Here is a 20,753-nt window from a genome sequence, read left to right on the forward strand (position 1 = left end):
ACCCACGAATTCAAGCCTGCGTTCGGCCAGCGTGGTTTAACGGGGCGCCTAAGATCAAGATCAAAAGCGCGGCGGCCTTAGAGCCGACCGGTATTTTGTGTCGATCCCGGTGCAAATGTGGGAGGGGGCTTGCCCCCGATGGCGGAGTGTCAGTCACTGCATCTGGTGACTTATCCACTGTCATCGGGGGGCAAGTCGAATCGTCGCTCCGCCCCTCCCACATTTTTGATCGAGTCAGCCTGGCAGATCAGGGCAGGTCGCGACTCGCGTAGAACGCCCCGAGCACCTTCACCAGATGTGCCAGGTCATGACTGCCGCACAGCTCGCGAATGGAGTGCATGGCAAACGTCGGCAGGCCGATGTCGACGGTGCGCACACCCAGGTGGCTGGCGGTGATGGGGCCTATCGTCGAGCCGCAGCCCATATCGCTGCGTACTACAAAGCTCTGCACCGGTACTTCCTGGGCCATGCACAGGTGGCGGAAGAACCCGGCGGTTTCGCTGTTGGTGGCGTAGCGCTGGTTGCTGTTGACCTTGATCACCGGGCCTGCGTTGAGCTTGGGGCCGTGGTTGGCGTCGTGTTTCTCGGCGTAGTTCGGGTGCACACCGTGGGCATTGTCCGCAGACACCAACAGGGATTTCTGAATGGTACGTACGAATTCTTCACCTTCCGGCAGCAGGCGGCGCAGGGTCTGTTCCAGCATCGGGCCATCGGCGCCGCAGGCCGAGCAGGAGCCGACTTCTTCGTGATCGTTGCACACCAGCACGCAGGTTTCTTCGGTGTCGCTGGTGAGCAGGGCCTGCAGCCCGGCATAGCACGACAGCAGGTTGTCCAGGCGCGCACCGGCGATGAAGTCGCCGTTCAGGCCAATCACGGCTGCGCTTTGGGTGTCGTAGAAGCTCAGCTCGTAGTCGAGCACCACGTCGGCATTGAGCCCATGCTCGCGCGCCAGTTGCTCGGTGAGCACGGCACGAAAGTCCACGCGCTCGTCACCGGCAAATTGCGCGAGGATCGGCGGCAGTTCGGTCTGGGCATTGATCGCCCATCCCTGGTTGGCCTCACGGTTCAGGTGAATGGCCAGGTTGGGAATGATCGCGATCGGCAGCTTGAAGTCGATCAGTTGGCTTTCGACCTTGCCGTCGCGCCGGAACGTCACGCGGCCGGCCAGGGACAGGTCGCGGTCGAACCACGGGGCCAGCAAGGCGCCGCCGTAGACTTCCACGCCCAACTGCCAGAAACCCTGGCGCTGCAGCTCGGGCTGTGGCTTGACCCGCAGGCACGGGCTGTCGGTGTGGGCGCCGACCATGCGGATACCGTCTTGCAGCGGCGAGTGGCGGCCCAGTTTGAAGGCGATGATCGAGGAGTCGTTACGGGTCACGTAGTAGCGACCGTTGGCTTCGGTAGTCCAGGTGTCGCGCTCGTCGAGACGCTGGTAGCCGGCCGCTTCCAGGCGCTGGGCGAGGGCGGCAGTGGCATGAAAAGGAGTAGGGGAGGCCTTGAGGAAGTCAATCAGGCCTTGATTCAACGCTTCGCGCATAAATAGCTCCAGACAGCAATGCGCGGAGTTTACCGTTCGAGGGCCAGAAGTGCACAGAACAAATGTGGGAGGGGGCTTGCCCCCGATGGCGGAGTATCAGTCGCTGAATCTGTTGACTGACACACTGCTATCGGGGGCAAGCCCCCTCCCACATTTGACTGCATTCACAACTTAAAAGGGTGCTGGGCACTCGAAGCGCAGGCGTTCGCCGCTTTGCGGATGAGTAAAGCCAAGCATGCTCGCGTGCAGACACAGGCGTGGCCAGGCAGCCAGGGCCTGTTCGTGGGCATACAGGCCGTCACCCAACAGCGGATGCCCGATGGACAGCATATGCACACGCAACTGGTGCGAGCGCCCGGTGATCGGCGTCAGTTCGACGCGGCACCAGTCGCCACAACGCTCCAGCACTTTCCAGAAGGTCAGCGCATGTTTGCCGAATTCGTGATCCACCACATGGCGTGGCTTGGTCGGTGGGTCATAGCGCAAGGGCAAGTCAATGCTGCCGCTGTCCAGTTCCGGCTGGCCCCATGCCAAGGCGGTGTAGGCCTTTTCTGTTTCGCGGTCGTGAAACTGGCGGGACAGTTCGCGGTGGCTATCGGCGTCCCGGGCCAGCAGGATAATGCCGGACGTTTCCCAGTCGAGCCGATGAACGATGCGAGCTTCGGGGTAGCCGTTTTCCTGCAGGCGGGTGATCAGGCAGTCCTTGTTGTCGTCGGCGCGGCCCGGCACCGAGAGCAGCAGGGTCGGCTTGTTCACCACCAGGACAGCGTCGTCCTGATGCAGGATATGGATGTTGGACAGCGGCATTAAACAGCCTCGTAACAAACGCCAACGGCGGCTCCACTGACTGCCCCCTCACCCTGTAGGAGCGAGCTTGCTCGCGAAGAACTCGACGGCACCGCGTTCATTCAGGTGAAACGCGTTGTTCTCAGGTTTTTCGCGAGCAAGCTCGCTCCTACAGGGGGAGGAGCCAGGTCGCAGAGCCGCCGTGGCGGCCGCCTGTTCGATCAACGATCAGGCAGGGTGATATTGAGTTCCAGAATCGAGCAGCTGCCGTCATTTTCCAGGGCGACATGCACGTCATCGTTGCCGATATTGACGTACTTGCGGATGACCTCGACCAGTTCCTTCTGCAAGGCTGGCAGGTAGTCCGGGGTACTGCGTTGGCCGCGTTCGTGCGCCACGATGATCTGTAGACGCTCTTTCGCGACCGATGCGGTACTTGGTTTTTTGTTGGCGCGAAAGAAGTCGAGAAATTTCATTGTTCAGTTGCCTCCAAAGATACGCTCGAAGAATCCCTTCTTCTTGACATCGAGGAAGCGGTGTTCCACGGTCTTGCCCAGCAGACGATCGACGGCATCGCTGTACGCCTGGCCGGCGTCGCTCTGGTCGTCAAGAATCACCGGCACGCCCTGGTTGGAAGCCTTCAGGACGGCCTGGGATTCCGGGATCACGCCCAGCAGGGTCACGGCGAGGATGTCCTTGACGTCTTCAACGCCGAGCATTTCGCCATTGCTGACACGCTCAGGGTTGTAGCGGGTCAGCAGCAGGTGTTCCTTGATCGGGTCCTGGCCTTCTTCGGCGCGCTTGGACTTGCTGGCCAGAAGGCCGAGCATGCGGTCGGAGTCACGTACCGAGGACACTTCCGGGTTGGTCACCACGATGGCTTCATCGGCGAAGTACATCGCCAGGTGAGCACCGGTTTCGATGCCGGCCGGGGAATCGCATACCACGTATTCGAAGGTTTCTTTCAGCTCGGCGAGGACTTTGCCTACGCCTTCCTTGGTCAGCGCATCCTTGTCACGGGTCTGGCTGGCGGCCAGTACGTACAGGTTCTCAAGGCGCTTGTCCTTGATCAGGGCCTGTTGCAGGTTGGCTTCGCCGTTCACCACGTTGACGAAGTCGTACACCACGCGGCGTTCGCAGCCCATGATCAGGTCGAGGTTACGCAAACCGACGTCGAAGTCGACGATGACTGTCTTGTGGCCGCGCAAAGCGAGGCCGGTACCGATAGCGGCGCTGGTGGTGGTCTTACCCACACCACCCTTGCCGGATGTAACCACGAGAATCTTGGCCAAGGTGTTTCACCCCTAAGGAAAAAGGACTTTCGGTCCCTGAAAAACATCTCTTGAAACTCGCTGCAGGCGGACAGCCTTTGTAGGGAAAAGCCAGGGTTTGCCCAGGGGAAACGCCAACTTCCAAATAGTCCTACGCAAGTATTGCCGGTTTCGCTTTGCTATCAGAGTCTAGAGATGCTTGGAAAATGCGGCAGTATCCGTTAAAGACGGATGATGTTCAACACATCGCCCGACAGGTTGACCTGTACCGAAGCGCCCCATAGCGGATCACGGCGCAGATCTTCGGAAACCTTGTACTGACCCGCGATGGAAACCAGCTCAGCGGTCAACTGCTGGCAGAAAATACGCGCTTTGGTATCACCCTTGATGCCGGCCAGGGCGCGGCCGCGCATCGGGCCGTATACATGGATGTTGCCGTCGGCAAGAAGTTCCGCGCCGGGGCTGACCGAGGAGACCACCACAAGGTCGCCGCCCTGGGCGTAAATCTGCTGTCCGCCGCGTACGGGCGAGGTGATGATCTTTGTAGGCCTGATCAAGGGTTCAGGTGGTTTTTCCGGTTTTTTCTTCTCTTCACCGACCAATGGTTCGAGCGGACGCTCGCGCGCACCGGACGGCGGCAATACTGGCAGTTCAATAGCGATGGCCGCGGCAATGTCCTCGATGCGGCTGGCGCGAATGGCCAGGGTACGCAGGCCATGGGAGCGGCACACGCGCATCAGGCCGGGCAGGTCGATGACGCCCTGGCCTGCTGGCAGTTTGTCCAGGGCCAGTACCAGCGGGGCATTGTTGAAAAAATTCGGCGCCAGGGCGACCTTGGCGGCCAGTTGGCGGTCAAGGGCGTCAAGGTCGTTGCGGGCCAGTTCCAGCACGGTAATGGCGAGCATGCTGCCTTTCAGCTGGAACACGGGATCTTGGTCTAGCGGTTCGGTTTGGCTCATGGTCGGCGAAAGCGGCTTGTCACGAAAAGTGTCGAGACTTATAACGAGAACACTCACCCGCCGCAAGCCGAGTCGAACCGTTGTAGAATGCGCGGCCCTTGTCTTTACCGGAATCTGTAATGGATCGCCCGCGTTTTCGAGCTGTATTTCTTCACCCGCGTTTTTGGCCATTATGGCTGGGGCTGGGCCTGTTGTGGCTGGTCACCCAACTGCCGTACCGCGTGCTGTTGACCATTGGTCGCCTGCTGGGCGCCGGCATGTATCGCGTGGCCGGTGAACGTCGCCGCATCGCGGCGCGCAACCTGGAATTGTGTTTCCCGGAAAAATCCGCCAAAGCGCGCAAACGCCTGCTCAAGGAAAATTTTGCCTCCACCGGTATCGCGTTTTTCGAGATGGCGATGAGCTGGTGGTGGCCCAAGCCGCGTCTGGCGCGCCTGGCCCATGTCGAGGGCCTGGAGCATCTGAGGCAAGCGCATCTGGAAGGCAAGGGCGTCATTCTGATGGCCCTGCATTTCACCACCCTTGAAATCGGCGCTGCCCTGCTCGGGCAGAAGCACACCATCGATGGCATGTACCGCGAGCACGGCAACCCGCTGTTCGACTTTATCCAGCGCCGTGGCCGCGAGCGCCACAACCTCGATTCGCTTGCGGTGGAGCGCGACGATGTGCGCGGCATGCTCAAGCTGCTGCGTGCCGGCCGTGCGATCTGGTACGCACCGGACCAGGACTACGGCGCCAAGCAAAGCATCTTCGTGCCGCTGTTCGGTATCCAGGCCGCCACGGTGACGGCCACCAGCAAGTTCGCGCGCCTGGGCAAGGCCCTGGTGGTGCCGTTCACCCAGGAACGCCTGGCCGATGGCGGTGGTTACCGCCTGGTGATCCATCCACCGTTGACCGATTTCCCGGGGGAAACCGACGAAATCGACTGCCTGCGCATCAACCAATGGGTCGAAGCCTCGGTGCGCGACTGCCCCGAGCAATACCTGTGGACCCACCGGCGCTTCAAGAGCCGGCCACCGGGCGAACCCAAGCTGTACGAAAAACGCCGTCGGTAACCCTGCTGTCACTGTAGGAGCGAGCTTGCTCGCGAAAAATCCAATAGCACCGCGTTCACCTGGGATGTACGCGTAATCATTGGCGATCTTCGCGAGCAAGCTCGCTCCTACAATGATGTGACGTTGTTAAGCCCAATTTTTTGCCACACGGAGTGACGCAATGCGCCCAGCTGAACCGGTCACAGGCTTGATTCTTTCCGGCGGCGGGGCGCGTGCGGCGTATCAGGTAGGGGTGTTGGCGGCGATTGCCGAATTGTTGCCGCCGGGGGCGCCCAATCCCTTTCCGGTGATCGTCGGCACGTCGGCCGGGGCGATCAATGCGGTCACCCTGGCCAGTGGCGCGACGGACTTCACCGCCGCTATCGAACGCCTTACCGCGTTCTGGCAGGGCTTTCGCAGCCATCTGGTGCTGCGCAGCGACTGGCCGGGCGTGATCCGCCAGGCCAGTCGTTTTCTGTTTCATAGCCTGTTGGGCCTGGGCAGGCGGTTTCCGGTGGCGTTGCTCGACAGTTCACCGCTGCGCGACTTGCTGCAGGACAAACTGCATCTGGCGGGCATCGATGAAGCCATTCGGGGCCAGCATCTGCACGCTGTAGCGGTCACCGCGTTCGGCTATGAATCCGGGCAGGCGGTGACCTTCTATCAAGGCGGCGGCACCATCGACGCCTGGCTGCGGCATCGGCGCATCGGCGTGCCGACGCAACTCACGGTTGAGCACTTGCTGGCCAGCTCGGCGATTCCCTTGCTGTTCGCCCCGGTCAAACTCGACCAGGAATACTTCGGTGACGGCGCCGTGCGCCAGTCGGCCCCGATCAGCCCGGCCCTGCACCTGGGCGCCAGCCGCGTGCTGGTGGTCGGCGTCAGCGGTAACCCGCGCGGCAACGAACCCTCGATGCCGCGCACCTATACCGGCCAGGAGCCGACCCTGGCGCAGATCGGCGGCCACATGCTCAACAGCACGTTCATTGACAGCCTGGAAAGCGATATCGAATTGCTGGAGCGCTTGAATCAATTCAGCGATGTCTCGCCCGAGCTGGCGGCGGTGGAGGTGCTGGTGATTGCGCCCAGCCAGCCGATCGACGAAATCGCGGCACGCCATCGCCAGGAACTGCCGGCGGCGTTGCGCATGTTCCTGCGTGGGCCGGGGGCGACCAAAACCAGTGGGGCGGGGGTGTTGAGTTACTTGCTGTTCGAGGCGGGGTATTGCAGCGAACTGATTGAATTGGGGCGCAAGGATGCGCTGGCCAAGCGTGAGGAAATCATCCGATTCCTCGGGCTGACGCAGAGCTGAATGTGGAGAGTTGAATGTGGGAGGGGGCTTGCCCCCGATAGCGGTGTGTCATTCACAGTATCTGTGACTGAATCGCCGCCATCGGGGGCAAGTCGAATCGTCGCACCGCCCCTCCCACATTTGAACTGCGGTGTTTGATCAGAAGTGGTACTTGACCAGGAAGCTTGCGGTGTCCTGGGTCGTCTTGAACGCACCCGAGTCCTCGATCCCGTACTTGTTCTTCCAATAGTCGTATTCAAAACCTACGTACAACTGTTTGTCGCCCCAATGCAGCGCTTTACCGAGGTCGTATTTGACCTGCGGGTTGAAGTGCAGGTTGGCGTGATAAGTGCCACGGGCGTTCTTGTCGTTGTCCACGACCCAGTCCATGAAACCGTCGATCAGCACATCGGAGCTGCCCACGGGAATGGTGTACGACCACACCGGAGTGATCTGCCACACGCCGTCACCCGGGCGGTTGCCTTCGGTCTGGCGCTGGTAGAAGTTCAACTGGAAGTAGTCGAAACCCGGAATATTCAAGTCAAACGCCGGGCCCAGCAGGTACGACTCGTTATCCCCTTCGCCGAACTCGTAAGTGAAGGCCAGCAAGACATCTTTGATCGGGCCGAATGACAGGTCCTTGTCGAGGATTTTGCCGAACGACAAACGCGGGCTGAACTCGCCGTAGTAGGTATTCGGACCGACGTTGCCGTCTTCCTTGCCGTTGTAGAAGATGCGGTCGAGGAAGAAGAAATTGTCGCCGTACTTCCACGCGTCGGCATGTTCGAAGGTGACGGTTTGCTGGATCTGCGGGTTGACGGTAAAGCTCTTGCCCCACAGATAGGTCAGGCTGTTGTTTTGCCACTGCAACACATCACCGGCCACGGCTTGGCCACCGGCCAGCAGGGATCCCGCCAGCATCAGGCCTTTGAACATAGGTTTCATTCGGTGCTCCCGAGTTAAAGTTTTATGTTTTTTCTCATCTGGCGCTCTGACACGGCGCCTTTGGATTGGCTGAAAAACTCGTCTGGTTGGTCAGCTTTATGGCTACAGCAAAAGCCGCGCCAAGGCGGTAAAAAACCGTCGATTCAAGCGGGCGCGGAGAATACTGGCTCCCACGTCGGGGCTCAAGTGCGCCGTTACAGCGCGCTCAGGGCGACAATGGGGCGTGCGTCAGGTGTGGACGTGCTCAACGGCAGGGCGCTCGGCACCGCCGAGAATGTTGAACAGGATATTCAGCGACAACGCGCTGAGGGTGGCCATGGCGATGCCACTGTGGGTGATCGGACTCATCCACACCGGCAATTGCGCGAAGAAGTCCGGGCGCACCACCGGGATCAGGCCCATGCCGATGCTTACCGCCACCAGCAACTGGTTGCGCCGGTCGGCAATGTCGGCTTCCTGCAGGATCTTGATACCGGTCGCCGCCACCATGCCGAACATGGCAATGGCCGCGCCGCCCAGCACTGCCGGCGGAATCGAGGCCACCAGGTAGGCGGCCTTGGGCAACAGGCTCAGCACGATCAAAAATACCCCGGCCATAATGGTGACCGAGCGGCAGCGCACGCCGGTCATCTGCACCAGGCCGATATTCTGCGCGAACGAGGAGTGGGTGAAGGTGTTGAAGAACCCGGCGAAGAACGACGCACCGGCATCACACAGCAGGCCGCGACGCAGCATTTTCGGCGTGACCTCCTGGCCGGTAATCTTGCCCAGGGCGAGGAACATGCCGGTGGATTCGACAAAGATGATCACCACCACCAGGCACATCGACAGAATGGGTGCCAGCTCGAACCGGGGCATGCCGAAGTGCAGCGGTGTCACCACCTGCACCCACGGCGCCCGGGCCAGGCCGCCGAGGTCGACCATGCCGATAACGCCGCACAATGCATAACCCAGGCCCATGCCGATCAGCACCGAGATGTTCACCCAGAAGCCGCGCATGAACCGGTTGATCAGCAGGATAGTGGCCAGCACCAGCGCGGCGACCGCCAGGTACACCGGCGAGCCGAACGTAGCGGCCGCGCTGCCGCCACCAGCCCAGTTCACGGCCACCGGGAACAGCGACAAACCAATGGCGGTAATCACCGTACCCGTCACCAGCGGCGGGAAAAAGCGCACGACCTTGGACATGAACGGCGCGATCAGCATGCCGAAGAACCCGGCGGCGATGGTCGCGCCGAAGATGCCCTGCAAACCGATACCGGGCATGCCGGCCATGGCGACCATGCTGCCGACGGCGGCGAAACTGGCGCCCATCATCACCGGCATGCGAATGCCCACCGGGCCGATGCCGAACGATTGCACCAGGGTGGCAATACCGGCGACCAACAGGTCGGCGTTGATCAGGAAAGCGATTTCCTCACGGCTCAAGCCTGCGGCCTGGCCAATGATCAAGGGCACGGCGACGGCGCCGCCGTACATCAGCAAGACGTGTTGCAGGCCTACCAGAATCAGTTGCAAGAGGGGCAGCCGCACCATGGCGGGCGCGGCAGGAGTCTGCGTTTCTAACTGGGACATGCAACACCTCGGATCTTTTTATTGTTGTGTTGTGTGGAGCGCAATATTCAAAACACAGCAGGACCAAATGTGGGAGGGGGCTTGCCCCCGATGGCGGTGGATCAGTTACAGGTGTGCTGGCTGGCACACTGCAATCGGGGGCAAGCCCCCTCCCACATTGGATCTCTGTGAATCAGTCAGTTGGTGCGGGCCCCTTGATTGATCCAGGTGCCGATCAGATCCCGTTCCTGCTGGGTCATTTGAGTAATGTTGCCCAACGGCATGATCTGGCTCGCCACGGCCTGCGCCTGGATGCGTGCAGCCTGCTGCTGGATCTGCTCCGGTGTGTCGAACATCACGCCCGCCGGTGCCGTGCTGAACAACGGGCTGGTGGGTTTGGCCGAGTGGCACACCGTGCAGCGTTGTTCGATCACGTGGTGCACCTGGCCGAAGTCGGTGCCGGCCTGGGCCGGTGCCGGTTCAGCGGCCGGTGCGGCGGGCGCGGCCGGTTTCAAGCCACCGCCCAAGGCCGTTTCCGGCAGGGGTTGGTACTCGATGGCAGCCGGTGCCTTGGCGATCGGTTCAGCCGGCTTGGGCCCGGTCACGTAGGCCAGGCTGATCATCGCCAGCGCGCCCACCGGCAAGGTCCAGGCATACTTCTGGCTGTTGTGCCGGGTGTTGAAGTAGTGCCGCACCAGCACCGCCGCCACGGCAATCCCGGCGAGGATCAGCCAGTTGTATTGGCTGCCGTAGGTGCTCGGGAAGTGGTTGCTGATCATGATGAACAGCACCGGCAGGGTGAAGTAGTTGTTGTGGCGCGAACGCAGCAAGCCTTTGGCCGGCAGTGCCGGGTCCGGCGTGCGGTTCTCGGCAATGGCCGCCACCAGTGCGCGCTGGGCGGGCATGATGATACGGAACACGTTGCCGACCATGATCGTGCCGATCACCGCCCCCACATGCAGGTACGCGCCACGGCCGCTGAACACCTTGCTGAAGCCGTAGGCCGCCGCGATCAGCAGCACGAACAGGATCAGGCCGAGCAGGGCAGGGCGCTTGCCTAGGGCCGAGTCGCAGAGAAAGGAATAGATGAACCAGCCGGCGAACAGTGAGCCGATGCCCAGCAAGACGCCTTCGGTGCCGCTGAGGGTGCTGCCGGGGGCCAGCAGGTACAGGGTCGGGTTCCAGTAGAACACCACGCACAGCAGCGCGACGCCCGACATCCAGGTGAAATAGGCTTCCCATTTGAACCAGTGCAGGTTGTCCGGCATGGTCGGCGGGGCCAGTTTGTACTTTTCCAGGTGGTAGATACCGCCACCGTGGATCGCCCACAAGTCACCGGCCAGGCCGCTCCTGGGGTTGACGCGGTTGAGGTTGTTTTCCAGCCAGACGAAATAGAACGAAGCGCCGATCCAGGCGACGCCGGTGATCATGTGAACCCAGCGTACGCTCAGGTTCAGCCATTCCAACAGATGTGCTTCCACAGTCTTTACCTCTCGCCTGTCACCCTTGTTGTCGGGTGATCCGGCCTTCTCTTATTGGTGGGGGGCAAGGATCAAACGCTCATCCTCTTTGAAAAAATGCTCATCGCAGTTATTGCCTGTGCCACTGCGATCAACCACCAGGAAGTCATCCCGCTTTTCGATCGTCAGCACCGGGTGGTGCCAGACGCCGCGATGGTAATTGATGCCCTGCCTGCCGTTGGTGACGAAGGCGCGGACCAAGCCTGATACAGGTGCATCGCCAAGGGGCGCGACCACGATCAGAAAGGGGTTGCCGAGCAGCGGAATGAAGGCCTGGCTGCCCAGCGGGTGTCGTTCCAGCATGCACACGGTCAGCGGCATGTCCTGCGCGTCGGCGCGGAAAATGCTGATGATGGCGTGGTCCTCGGGCTGTGCCGTTTCGACCGTCGCCAGTTTGTGAAAGCGCATGGTCGACCCGTTGTTGATCATGAAGTGATCGCTGCCATCGGTTTCGATAACGTCTCCGAAAGGGGCGAAGGCTTCTTTGGTCAGGGGTTCGATCATCAGTGTGCGCATGGCTGTCTTCTTATCCGGATGCTGTGTGGATCGTTCCCACGCGGAGCGTGGGAACGAGCAGTGCGATGTTATTTGGCTACTTTGCCCAGGACGCGCAGACGGCTCACACCGCCATCCGGGAATACATTCAGGCGGATGTGGGTGATCGGCCCCAGCGCCTTGAGCTGCTCGGCGAAGGTGTGTTCGGCGTGCATTTCCAGCTTCTGCGCCGGCAGCAGTTCGCGCCAGAACAGCGATTGGGTCTCGATCTGGCTGTCGGTGCCGCCTTTGACGAACGCGCCCTGGATCGAGCAAGTGTCCGGGTAGTTGCCCTTGAAGTGCAGGGTGTCGACGATGATTTTTTCGATTTCGCCGGGGTGCCCCAGCGCGACGATCACCCAGTCGTTACCTGGCGTACGCCGACGCGCGGTTTCCCAGCCGTCGCCCATGTTGATGCCACGGCCCGGGTTGAGGATGTTGCTCATGCGCCCGAAGTGTTCATCGGAGCAGGCCAGGGCACGACCGCCATTGAGCGCGGCGGCCAGGTCGACCTGTTCGTTGTCGCCCACGGCGGACCAGTCGCGGAACGGCACGCCGTACACGCGCAGACGGGCCACGCCGCCATCCGGGTAGATGTTGAAGCGCAGGTGGCTGAACGCCTGCGCGTGGTTGATCTCGTGGTAGTGATGACTGTTGCCTTGCAGCTCGACGGCCGACAGCACTTCCACCCACTGTGTGTTCTCGTCAGGCTCGCCCGAAACCAGGAAGCAGGCTTCCAGGGACGCCGATGGTGGATAGTTGCCGGTGAAGAATGAAGTGTCGATATCCACGCCTTTGATCGAACCCGGTACGCCGAGGCGGATCACCGCGCTGTCGTAGCCTTCGAAGCGCTTGCGGCGCGACTCCCAGCCGTCCATCCACTTGCCGTTATCATCGAAAACGCCCTCCTTCCACACAGCCGGGGTGGGCTGGAACAGGCGGTTGGCGTCGGCGAACCAGTCATCGGTCACGGAGATGATTTTGGTGCCCAGGCGGGCGTCGGCGAGGTTGACGAACTTCTCGAAAGGTACGGGTTGCGCTTTCATTCTTCTTGTCTGCCTTGGATAGAGTGGCTGGGGATGGTCGTTTAGAGGGTCAGTAAGCGGAACAGCGCGATCTTGTTGATCTCGTCCAGCGCGCACTTGAACTCAGCGTCGGCGGAGTTATGAATGCGCGTTTCGAACGCGGCGAGGATCTGGTGCCGGTTGCTGCCTTTTACCGCCATGATGAAGGGAAACTTGAACTTGGCCTTGTAGGCCTCATTCAGCTCGGTGAAGCGCGAGAACTCTTCGGCCGTGCATTGGTGAATCCCCGCGCCGGCCTGTTCATCGGTGCTGGCTTGGGTCAGTTGGCCCTGGACGGCGGCGCGGCCTGCCAGGTCCGGGTGAGCGTTGATCAGGGCCAACTGGCTTTGATGATCAGCGCTCAACAGGATATCGCTCATGCGCTGGTGCAGGGTTTCGATCTGGTCGATCGAGGCGTCGTGGCCCAGGTCGTAGGCCTTTTCGGCGACCCATGGCGAGTGTTCGTAGATATCGGCGAAGGCCTGGACGAAGGCGTCACGGCTCAGGGTCGAGGGTGTCAGTGTTTGAAACGTGGTCATTTGGCGGCTCCCGTGAACGGGTGGGTTGCGTGCCAGTGACGGGCGATGTCGACGCGGCGGGTGAACCACACCTGTTCATGGCTTTTGGCGTACTCGATAAAGCGCTTGAGCGACGCCAGGCGCGCCGGGCGACCGATCAAGCGGCAGTGCAGGCCGATGGACAACATTTTCGGCGCCTCGGCGCCCTCGGCATACAGCACGTCGAAGGCGTCCTTGAGGTACTCGAAAAAGTCATCGCCCTTGTTGAAACCCTGCACCTGGGTGAAGCGCATATCGTTGGTGTCCAGGGTATAAGGGATCACCAGGTGCGGCTTGCCGTTGGGGGTATTGGGTTCCCAGTAGGGCAGGTCGTCGTCGTAGGTGTCACAGTCGTACAGGAAGCCGCCTTCCTCCATCACCAGGCGCCGGGTATTGGGGCCTGTGCGCCCGGTATACCAGCCCAGCGGGCGCTCGCCGGTCAGTTCGGTGAGGATGCGGATCGCTTCGAGCATGTGCTCGCGCTCCTGGGCCTCGTCCATGTACTGGTAGTCGATCCAGCGGTAGCCGTGGCTGCAGATCTCGTGGCCGGCGGCAACCATGGCGCGGATCACATCCGGATGGCGCTGGGCGGCCATGGCCACGGCGAAGATGGTCAGCGGAATGTCGAATTCCTTGAACAGCTTGAGGATGCGCCACACCCCGGCACGGCTGCCGTATTCGTACAGCGACTCCATACTCATGTTGCGCGCGCCTTGCAGCGGCTGGGCCGAGACCATTTCCGAGAGAAACGCTTCGGACTCTTTGTCGCCATGCAGGATATTGCGTTCGCCGCCTTCTTCGTAATTGAGTACGAACGACAGCGCAATGCGTGCCTTGCCCGGCCAATGAGGGTGAGGAGGGTTACTGCCGTAACCGATCAGGTCGCGTGGATAGTCAGCGCTCACTGCAGTCTTCCTTCTTGTTCGTGGTAGCAGGTGTGTGTGGCGGCCGGGCAGTGGAAAGACTGGGTGGCGTCACAGCGATGAGTGATTGTATACAACTTATCGCAAACTTTGTAAGCCTGCATTTGTGCATTTTTTCTGAACAGTCTGTCTGCAAGAAACTTGCCTAAGTGGTCAGGTTAAAATGAAAAAGCCCACTGCAGGGGCGAGCTTGCTCGCGAAAGACCAGAGGGCGCCACTTTTTATCCTGAAAGCCCGCGTTATCGTTGGCGTTTTTCGCGAGCAAGCTCGCTCCTACAGTGGAGGGGAGAGCTGTCGAATTTATTGTGTACAATTTATGTGGAAAGTGTCTTAATCGGTCATCGCCGGCTTTTTCGCTGCCCTGAAAGAGTGCGGGTTGTTTTTCACTGACTTCAGGAGGCGCATGACGCCATGGGACGTTTGACCACTCATGTTTTGGACGCCGCGCATGGCTGCCCCGGCAGCGCGATCAAGATTGAGCTTTACCGCGTCGAAGGCGCGCAGCTTGCACTCGTCGCGACCGCGCTGACCAACGGCGACGGACGCTGCGATGCGCCCCTGTTGCAAGGCGACGACTACCGCAGCGGTGTCTACCAGCTGCAATTCAATGCCGGTGATTACTACCGCGCCCGTGGTGTGCCGTTGCCCGAACCGGCCTTTCTCGATGTGGTGGTATTACGCTTCGGCATCAGCGCCGAGCAAGAGCATTACCATGTACCCCTGTTGATTTCCCCTTACAGCTACTCCACTTATCGCGGTAGCTGAGTCGGCACCTCGCCTCACACCCCCAATGCTCTTCGTTGGTTTTTCGCCCGCGCACACTGCGGGCTTTTTTTATTCTGGCGGGGCTGCGCGCCACCCAACTATATAACGCACCGTTGGCGACCCAGGTGCCTAGGCTCGGCTTTTCTGTACGGAACAGTCTGCCATGAGTACCGACAACACCGCTTGGTTGGCCGCTGAGGCCGCCGCGGCCCAAGCACTTGATTTTGATGACCCGCAAACCTCTGAGCCGGAGCGTGACGCGGCGATTCGCATACTGTTGACCCGACGGCTCAACGCGGTCACGCAGCCCAGTCATGAAATCAATCGCTTGTGTGAAGCACAAACCAGGGCTAGAGAGGCGGCAAAATCCTTGAAAGGCTTGGTTAGGCGTGCGCCGCGGGTCCTGGGCATTATCCGCGGGGCCTTACGCAAGGCCTTCGCTCTGGACCCCGATACGCTGCTGTTCACCGAATCCCGACCGCCGCCCCTTCCCCGGAAGGTCAATAACCTGACCGAAAAAGCCCTGGCGCTTCTCATTGAGCCTGATGTGCCGGCCAACATTAACCAGTTCACTTCATTGTGCATCAAGGACCAACCTGCACGGGCGTTGTCGTTTACCGCCCGGGATGCGCTGGAACGCGTGAAGGCGTTGAAACTGCTCCGTCAGATTGAGGCGGCTGAACGAGACTATTGGCAGCAACTGGCCTATGGATCCTGGCTGACACGCAAGCAGCATTGGGTGCAGCTGCGAAAGTCGTTGTTCGCCGAGAATGCACTGCTCGCACATCGTGTTTACCAACTGTCGGATCGCGGCTTTGCCATGGTCCGCAACGTCATGGAGATTCCGGGCGCCGCCGCGCGCCGCAGGGCAGGAGGGGAGTGGGCAAGTATTCAAGTGAGCGGACTGGCGTGGCCTGGCACCAATCAGGCGCTGGTGCCTGTGCCGGGTGCTTTGCATATTTATCGTGATGACATCGCGGGGGACTCACCCCACGTGATTTACCTGCCCGGCCTGACTCGCGAGTTTTACGAGTTCAGTTCCTGGTACCGAATGCAATGTGATTTGCCAGTGCTGGTCAATGGTCCGTTGAGCCAGGTGCTTTGGCAGTGTTTGCCACTGCGTCGTTGGCATGAGCTGTGTGACATGCCAAGCGCGGTGCCCCTGGCGTTCACTCTTCAGCTTATCGGTGTGCACCAGGAAGACGCGTTGCTCGCCAGTGCGACCGCGCTGCTGGAGGGGCAGTGGGATAACGAGGTGGCCTGTGCCTTGTCGATCAACCCTGCGGCAGTGGGCGTTCAAGGTGCGGGGACGTTCAGCGCTCCCGATGTGAAACGCTTGCTCAAGTTCATCGAAAAGGGCCGTCGCAGGCTGGCACGCAGCCTGTTGCTGGGAAAGGCCCTGGACGCCTTGCCGGAATGGGATCGTCAGCGCCGCAGCCATGAGATTGTGTGTGCAAGCCTGACGTCGGACCTCGCCTTCAAGACCCGTGAAGCGCAACTCAAACGTTACGAAAAAGGCCTGATGGCGTTGTTGGATCCGGCGGATATGGGCAAAAGCAACCAGCCCTATCAGGACTTCTTGAGCCTTGAACAGCGTTGGCAGGAACACGTGAGTGCAGCGAGTCAGTGGGCTTATGGCCCGCACGGGCGCATGTTTCAGAAGGCGTTCTGGCTTGAGCAGCCTTTGGGTACGTCTAATCGCGGTTCATTGGTGGAGACGGCCCTGCGCCGGGCTTTGCTCCTGGAAGCCCAGATGCTGCAGCAGTTGAGCCTATTGCTTCCCGAGCACCTGAAGCGATTGAACACGGTGTTGAGTGAGTCTTGGGTCCCCGGCGACAACGCAACGGATACCTGTGTGTTGCAGGTAACTGTCGGCAGTGAGTCCGGGCCTTCGTACCCGTTGCTGGGCGCGTTGCTCGTGACCACCCATGAGGCCCAGGCTTACCCGGATCGGCCACACTCAGTGTTGTTATACGTGATAGGTCTGTATGGCGGGCTTGTGCCCTTTGATAGCTTGAACGCTTTTGCCAAGGGCTTGAATGCCAGCCTGAAAAGCCGCGATGGCTCCGTGTTGTGGCGCTGCATCGGGCGTGATCACCGCGCGGCGGCGCGGCGCTGGGTCCATGGGGTGCCCAAGGACACGCCATTGGGAGTGAGCTACGAGACCATCAAGCGCACGATGCTCAAGGACCTGTTCATTAAACTGATGCAACATTACGCTGCGTTGAACAAGCGTGTGGGCACGGGTGTCCGGTTGTTCAGTGAGGTGAGCGATCCGCAGTTAAGCCGTATGTTACTGGCCCGGGAGTTGTTCGAGTGCCTGCAAGTACCTGCCAATGATGCTCGCACCCTGGCCCTGGCCAATATCAACCTGCTGCAGGACGCCGCCACTCAAGCCAAAAAACTCCCGTCGTGGTTGAGCATTGCCTCAACCCGAAAGCGAAAGCACTACAGACGATTGTCACGCCGTTATCTGACGAATGCCTTTGCGGTGGAGCGCAAACTATGGCTGGACTTGCCGAGCCTGGAGTCATTCGCCCGGACTGCCTTGATTGCGCGATTGACCCAGGACGGGGTTTGCCCGCAGCTGGATATCGACAAGCCTCTGTTTGATATGCCCGATGATGTCAGTTCCCAATTGTGTAGCTGGTCGAGCCAGTGCGCAGTGGGAGACCGCGATATGAAAATGGTTGTCAGCCAACGGCGAACGACCTTCAGTCTCCTGCAATTGGCGTTGCACAACCTGGACCCCAAGGCGCCCTGGACCCGTTGGCGGTTGAACCGCGCAAAATGGCTGGAGCCGGCCTGGAAAGAGCGCTTGAGCGTGCGTTATCTGATCGACACCCTGTCTTCGCTCGATCTGGGAGGCGAGTACGACAAGCTGATCATCAACGCATTTTATCCGTCGGCATCTACTCCGGCCACGTCCCCGGGTCTCTCGCAGGCCCTGATCCATAGGGCGTTGCAACAACGTGCCCACATGCAGCTGTACTCTGCAGCCCAGCAAGGCTTGAGTGACAAAGCCCAGCGTCTGTTTACTCTGGCGATGGCAGCCCGGACGGCAAGTGACCTGAAAAAAGAGGGGTTCGACCTACAGTTGGCGGTTCTGCGGCTGATGGGTGCCGCCCCGGCACATGATCGGCACATCGCCGGCCTGTTATTTATTCATGACCAGTCCTCAGGGCTCTGTGTGGTGTATTGGCCCATGGCGGCGGCCAGCCGGGTGATTGTCGCCTATGCCAGTTTGGGCGAAGCGCAGAAGGCCTTGAATCTTGTGGGTGCACTGCCCGAAAACCAGAAGGCGTTGGCGCGTCAGGTGGCGCCTGGGTGGGAGGCGCAGGCGCTGGACAGTTACCCCGGTGAAGACCTGCAGGTACTGCCTCGCGAGCAACACTCGCTTCAGCCAGCCCTGCCCGCCTTCTATAGTGCCTTTACTGAGATCGTGAAGTTTTTCGCGGCCCCGCCAAAGACGCCGGCGGTAGACCCGGCCAGTGTCGAGGCGTTGATCAAAGAGCAGATTGAGTCGCAGCCTGAGCATTGGTTAGCGGCTGCACCTACAAACGCTGGTAATGCCATGGCGTTGTTGGCCCATGCGCAGGTGTTCGATCTGCAACGTCGTACCCAAGCCCAATCCCAGTCTTCCCAAGCACTCGAGCAATACCGCGAGCTACGTTTGGGGGAACAGCGCGACGCGACGATTCGCGGTCTGCTGGGTTTTGTCCCGGTGCTGGGCGTTGGCGTCAGCCTTTATGAAATGCTGCTTGCCGCGCGGCGCTTTCATTTCAGCGGGTCAGCCGATGACGCTGTGGATGTGGTGTTCTTGACGATGATGGCATTCATAGACGTGCTGACATCCTTTGCGCCCTCCTCAAAAGGCGCGCGCATTTCGCGTGGCGCTTTGGGGCGTTTGCATCGCCATCAACGAATCCTCCCGGGTACACATGCCGGCCTGAAACCATCACCGATCAAACCACGCCATCTGCTGGAACACTTCCAGTCCCTTGGCAGTTTGGACGAGGCCGTTGAACTGGCGGGGCCGGGCGGTAAGGGTCGGTATGTAAAAGAGGGCCGGCAGTTTATCCGCGAGGGTAAAGATGTTTACCCGGTATACACACGCGAGAACGAACGGGGGCTGCGCCTGAAAAATAGCCAGGGCGAAGATGAGCTGATTCTACACATCGAGCAGCCCCATGAATGGCTGCTGGGGGCGGATGCGCCACAACCGGGGCCCAGTTCCGGCGTCCTCAGCCCGTGGAGAGTGCCTGGGCCGCAACCGGACTGGCGACCCTCCAGCGCTTCGCGCGATGCTGTGCCAAACACGATTCTGCAATCAGTCTCGACGGCTACCCATTGGCAGCGGTGGCGCATTCCACCTCATGAGGTGGGGCCGATATCGCATTCTCCGTCTGCCGGCGTGTTCCATATTGCGCAGGATGCGCGCGGATACCCTCACAATGTCCTTCGGGCGGCTCCCCCCAATTCCGGCCTGATGGATCCGGCGAGCAGTTATTTCAGGCTGCTTCCCGAGGGCAATTCGGCTCCATCGAATGGCATTCAGTTTATTTACAAAAATGAGCCGCTGGTTTCGTTGGCGGGGGTGGACATTGAGCGCTGGACGACGACGGCGCTGCTTGAGCAGCCTCTTCCGGTGTCATATGTTCAAGCCAGTGAATGGCGGGTCCATGCCCCCCTGTTCGACAGGCCTTTGACGGACTACGTGAGTTCGGCCTTCCCCACCATGACCCGCCATAGCCGGGCATTCACCGTCGAGAGGGTGATTGAGTTATCAGGTCCAAAGCGCCCGGCAACGGCCGGTCATATGCTCAACATGCGTGCGGCGATCGACGATTGGCTACCCACACGCCCTGCCAAGCCAGGCCAGACGGATGATTTGCTGCGCCTATTGCGTCCTCACGATCTGGATCGAGAGTTCATACACATCGGTTACGATGGCAAGGCGCCTGGTTTCACGCGGATAGACTTCACGGTCAGCCCAGACCCTAAGCTCCAGCGCGGTGGTAAAGCGGTTCTGGCCGATAGGGAGACTGCGCAAATCGCGGCAGTCAAGGCAGTGCTGACGTCGCAGGGCTTCGATTTTCGTGATATCTCGGTGACACGCTACGGCAAAAAAACCGTACAGGAATTGATCGCCACCCATCCCAACTCTCCAACCCAACTGTATTACGTGGCCTTCCAGTGGGTTGAAAAGGGCAGTATCAAAATCGGTGCCAGGCTTGATAATCGCTGGTTCCACGCAGACCCGTCATTACCCGTCGAGGTGAAAACCGCACTGCAGGAAAATCGTCTGGTTCGGATAATGGCGGGCATTCAGTGGCCTACCTTTGGGGAAGTGCCTCCAAGCGTTTACTTCATCAAACTGGTCCCTATCGATTAATCAGCGATACCGCCCCGGCGCCGCCGAACAGCGCGGCGCTGATACGGTTGAACCAGCTCTGGCCCGAACCGCTGCGCAAGTAACGCGCTGCGCCATGGGCACCCAGGCCGTAGGCCAGCTTGCACAGCAGGTCGAGCACCGTCCAGGTGGCGATCATGGTCAACAACTGTGGCAGGAACGCCTGCTGGCTATTGAGAAACTGCGGCAGGAAGGCCGCGAAAAACAGAATGTCCTTAGGGTTGCTGGCACCCAGTACAAAGGCCCGGCCAAATAGCGTGCGGAACCGGGGTGTTGCCGTGGCCGCAGGCATTACGGCGCCCCGGTTCGGTTGGCGTGATTGCTGCCAGCTCTGCCAGGAGAGGTAAAACAGATAGGCCGCGCCGACGATTTTCAGGGCACTGAACAGCTGTTCCGAGGCCAGCAACAAGGCCCCCAGACCCAAGGCCGAAGCACTCAACAGGCAGATCGACGCAAACACTCCGCCCAAAAACGCCGGGTACGAGCGGCGCAGGCCGTAGTTGAGGCTGTTGCTGATCATCAGCAGCGACAGTGGCCCGGGAATCAGGATCACGATCAATGCAGCCCCACTGAACAGCAGCCAGGTATCCAAGGTCATCA

The 20,753-nt window shown here is 60.4% G+C and carries 17 protein-coding genes; 4 read left to right on the forward strand and 13 right to left on the reverse strand.

All coding sequences use genetic code 11. The features are described 5' to 3' along the window. Positions 1-247: 247 nt before the first annotated feature. The 5 genes from BFQ00_RS13650 to minC all read right to left on the reverse strand — a co-directional run bounded on the left by BFQ00_RS13650 (position 248) and on the right by minC (position 4,553). Positions 248-1,537, reverse strand: a complete 1,290-nt coding sequence (locus tag BFQ00_RS13650) for a M18 family aminopeptidase (RefSeq protein WP_065887937.1) — start codon at positions 1,535-1,537, stop codon at positions 248-250. 171 nt (positions 1,538-1,708) lie between these two features. After that, the gene (locus BFQ00_RS13655) at positions 1,709-2,344 is read right to left on the reverse strand and encodes an RluA family pseudouridine synthase (protein ID WP_065887938.1); all 636 of its coding nucleotides are present in this window, start codon (positions 2,342-2,344) and stop codon (positions 1,709-1,711) included. A gap of 200 nt (positions 2,345-2,544) precedes the next feature. Further along, complete coding sequence (gene minE / locus BFQ00_RS13660) at positions 2,545-2,799, reverse strand: cell division topological specificity factor MinE (protein ID WP_003175252.1); 255 nt, start codon at positions 2,797-2,799, stop codon at positions 2,545-2,547. 3 nt (positions 2,800-2,802) lie between these two features. Then, on the reverse strand, positions 2,803-3,615 hold the full coding sequence (minD, locus tag BFQ00_RS13665; RefSeq protein ID WP_065887939.1) for a septum site-determining protein MinD: 813 nt from the start codon (positions 3,613-3,615) through the stop codon (positions 2,803-2,805). 200 nt (positions 3,616-3,815) lie between these two features. Next, positions 3,816-4,553 carry a septum site-determining protein MinC gene (gene minC, locus BFQ00_RS13670; protein WP_065887940.1) on the reverse strand — a complete coding sequence of 246 codons (738 nt, stop codon included), beginning with the start codon at positions 4,551-4,553 and terminating at the stop codon, positions 3,816-3,818. Between the two features lie 119 nt (positions 4,554-4,672). Here minC and BFQ00_RS13675 point away from each other — a divergent pair, with 119 nt between their 5' ends. Both BFQ00_RS13675 and BFQ00_RS13680 read left to right on the forward strand, forming a co-directional pair. Continuing rightward, the gene (locus tag BFQ00_RS13675; protein ID WP_065933802.1) at positions 4,673-5,608 is read left to right on the forward strand and encodes a lipid A biosynthesis lauroyl acyltransferase; all 936 of its coding nucleotides are present in this window, start codon (positions 4,673-4,675) and stop codon (positions 5,606-5,608) included. A gap of 160 nt (positions 5,609-5,768) precedes the next feature. Then, positions 5,769-6,899 carry a patatin-like phospholipase family protein gene (locus tag BFQ00_RS13680; protein WP_065933803.1) on the forward strand — a complete coding sequence of 377 codons (1,131 nt, stop codon included), beginning with the start codon at positions 5,769-5,771 and terminating at the stop codon, positions 6,897-6,899. A gap of 138 nt (positions 6,900-7,037) precedes the next feature. On the opposite strand, the gene BFQ00_RS13685 is transcribed toward BFQ00_RS13680, so the two are convergent. From BFQ00_RS13685 to puuE, 7 genes are all read right to left on the reverse strand, one after another. Beyond that, positions 7,038-7,823: an outer membrane protein OmpK gene (locus BFQ00_RS13685; protein ID WP_065887943.1), complete on the reverse strand. Its 786-nt coding sequence runs from the start codon at positions 7,821-7,823 to the stop codon at positions 7,038-7,040. A 228-nt stretch (positions 7,824-8,051) separates the two neighbouring features. After that, positions 8,052-9,398 carry a nucleobase:cation symporter-2 family protein gene (locus BFQ00_RS13690; RefSeq protein ID WP_065933804.1) on the reverse strand — a complete coding sequence of 449 codons (1,347 nt, stop codon included), beginning with the start codon at positions 9,396-9,398 and terminating at the stop codon, positions 8,052-8,054. A gap of 176 nt (positions 9,399-9,574) precedes the next feature. Continuing rightward, a complete protein-coding gene (locus BFQ00_RS13695) occupies positions 9,575-10,858 on the reverse strand; it encodes a urate hydroxylase PuuD (protein ID WP_065933805.1) in 1,284 nt (427 codons plus the stop codon). 51 nt (positions 10,859-10,909) lie between these two features. After that, on the reverse strand, positions 10,910-11,413 hold the full coding sequence (locus BFQ00_RS13700) for an ureidoglycolate lyase (protein ID WP_005789953.1): 504 nt from the start codon (positions 11,411-11,413) through the stop codon (positions 10,910-10,912). Positions 11,414-11,481: 68 nt separating this feature from the next. After that, complete coding sequence (alc, locus tag BFQ00_RS13705) at positions 11,482-12,477, reverse strand: allantoicase (RefSeq protein ID WP_065887946.1); 996 nt, start codon at positions 12,475-12,477, stop codon at positions 11,482-11,484. 41 nt (positions 12,478-12,518) lie between these two features. Then, entirely contained in the window at positions 12,519-13,034 is a 516-nt protein-coding gene (gene uraD / locus BFQ00_RS13710) for a 2-oxo-4-hydroxy-4-carboxy-5-ureidoimidazoline decarboxylase (protein WP_065933806.1), read from the reverse strand. Continuing rightward, on the reverse strand, positions 13,031-13,957 hold the full coding sequence (puuE, locus tag BFQ00_RS13715) for an allantoinase PuuE (RefSeq protein WP_065933807.1): 927 nt from the start codon (positions 13,955-13,957) through the stop codon (positions 13,031-13,033). Before puuE ends, uraD begins: the two co-directional genes overlap by 4 nt. 429 nt (positions 13,958-14,386) lie before the next feature. Here puuE and uraH point away from each other — a divergent pair, with 429 nt between their 5' ends. After that, positions 14,387-14,740: a hydroxyisourate hydrolase gene (gene uraH, locus BFQ00_RS13720; protein WP_065933808.1), complete on the forward strand. Its 354-nt coding sequence runs from the start codon at positions 14,387-14,389 to the stop codon at positions 14,738-14,740. A 163-nt stretch (positions 14,741-14,903) separates the two neighbouring features. Next, entirely contained in the window at positions 14,904-20,135 is a 5,232-nt protein-coding gene (locus BFQ00_RS13725) for a dermonecrotic toxin domain-containing protein (RefSeq protein WP_065933809.1), read from the forward strand. Here BFQ00_RS13725 and BFQ00_RS13730 read toward each other — a convergent pair. Further along, on the reverse strand, positions 20,125-20,751 hold the full coding sequence (locus BFQ00_RS13730) for a LysE family translocator (protein WP_065887951.1): 627 nt from the start codon (positions 20,749-20,751) through the stop codon (positions 20,125-20,127). The two genes, BFQ00_RS13725 and BFQ00_RS13730, sit on opposite strands and share 11 nt — an antisense overlap. Positions 20,752-20,753: the final 2 nt, after the last annotated feature.

This window comes from Pseudomonas sp. 28 E 9, assembly GCF_900004785.1.
Taxonomy (GTDB): Bacteria; Pseudomonadota; Gammaproteobacteria; order Pseudomonadales; family Pseudomonadaceae; genus Aquipseudomonas; species Aquipseudomonas orientalis_A.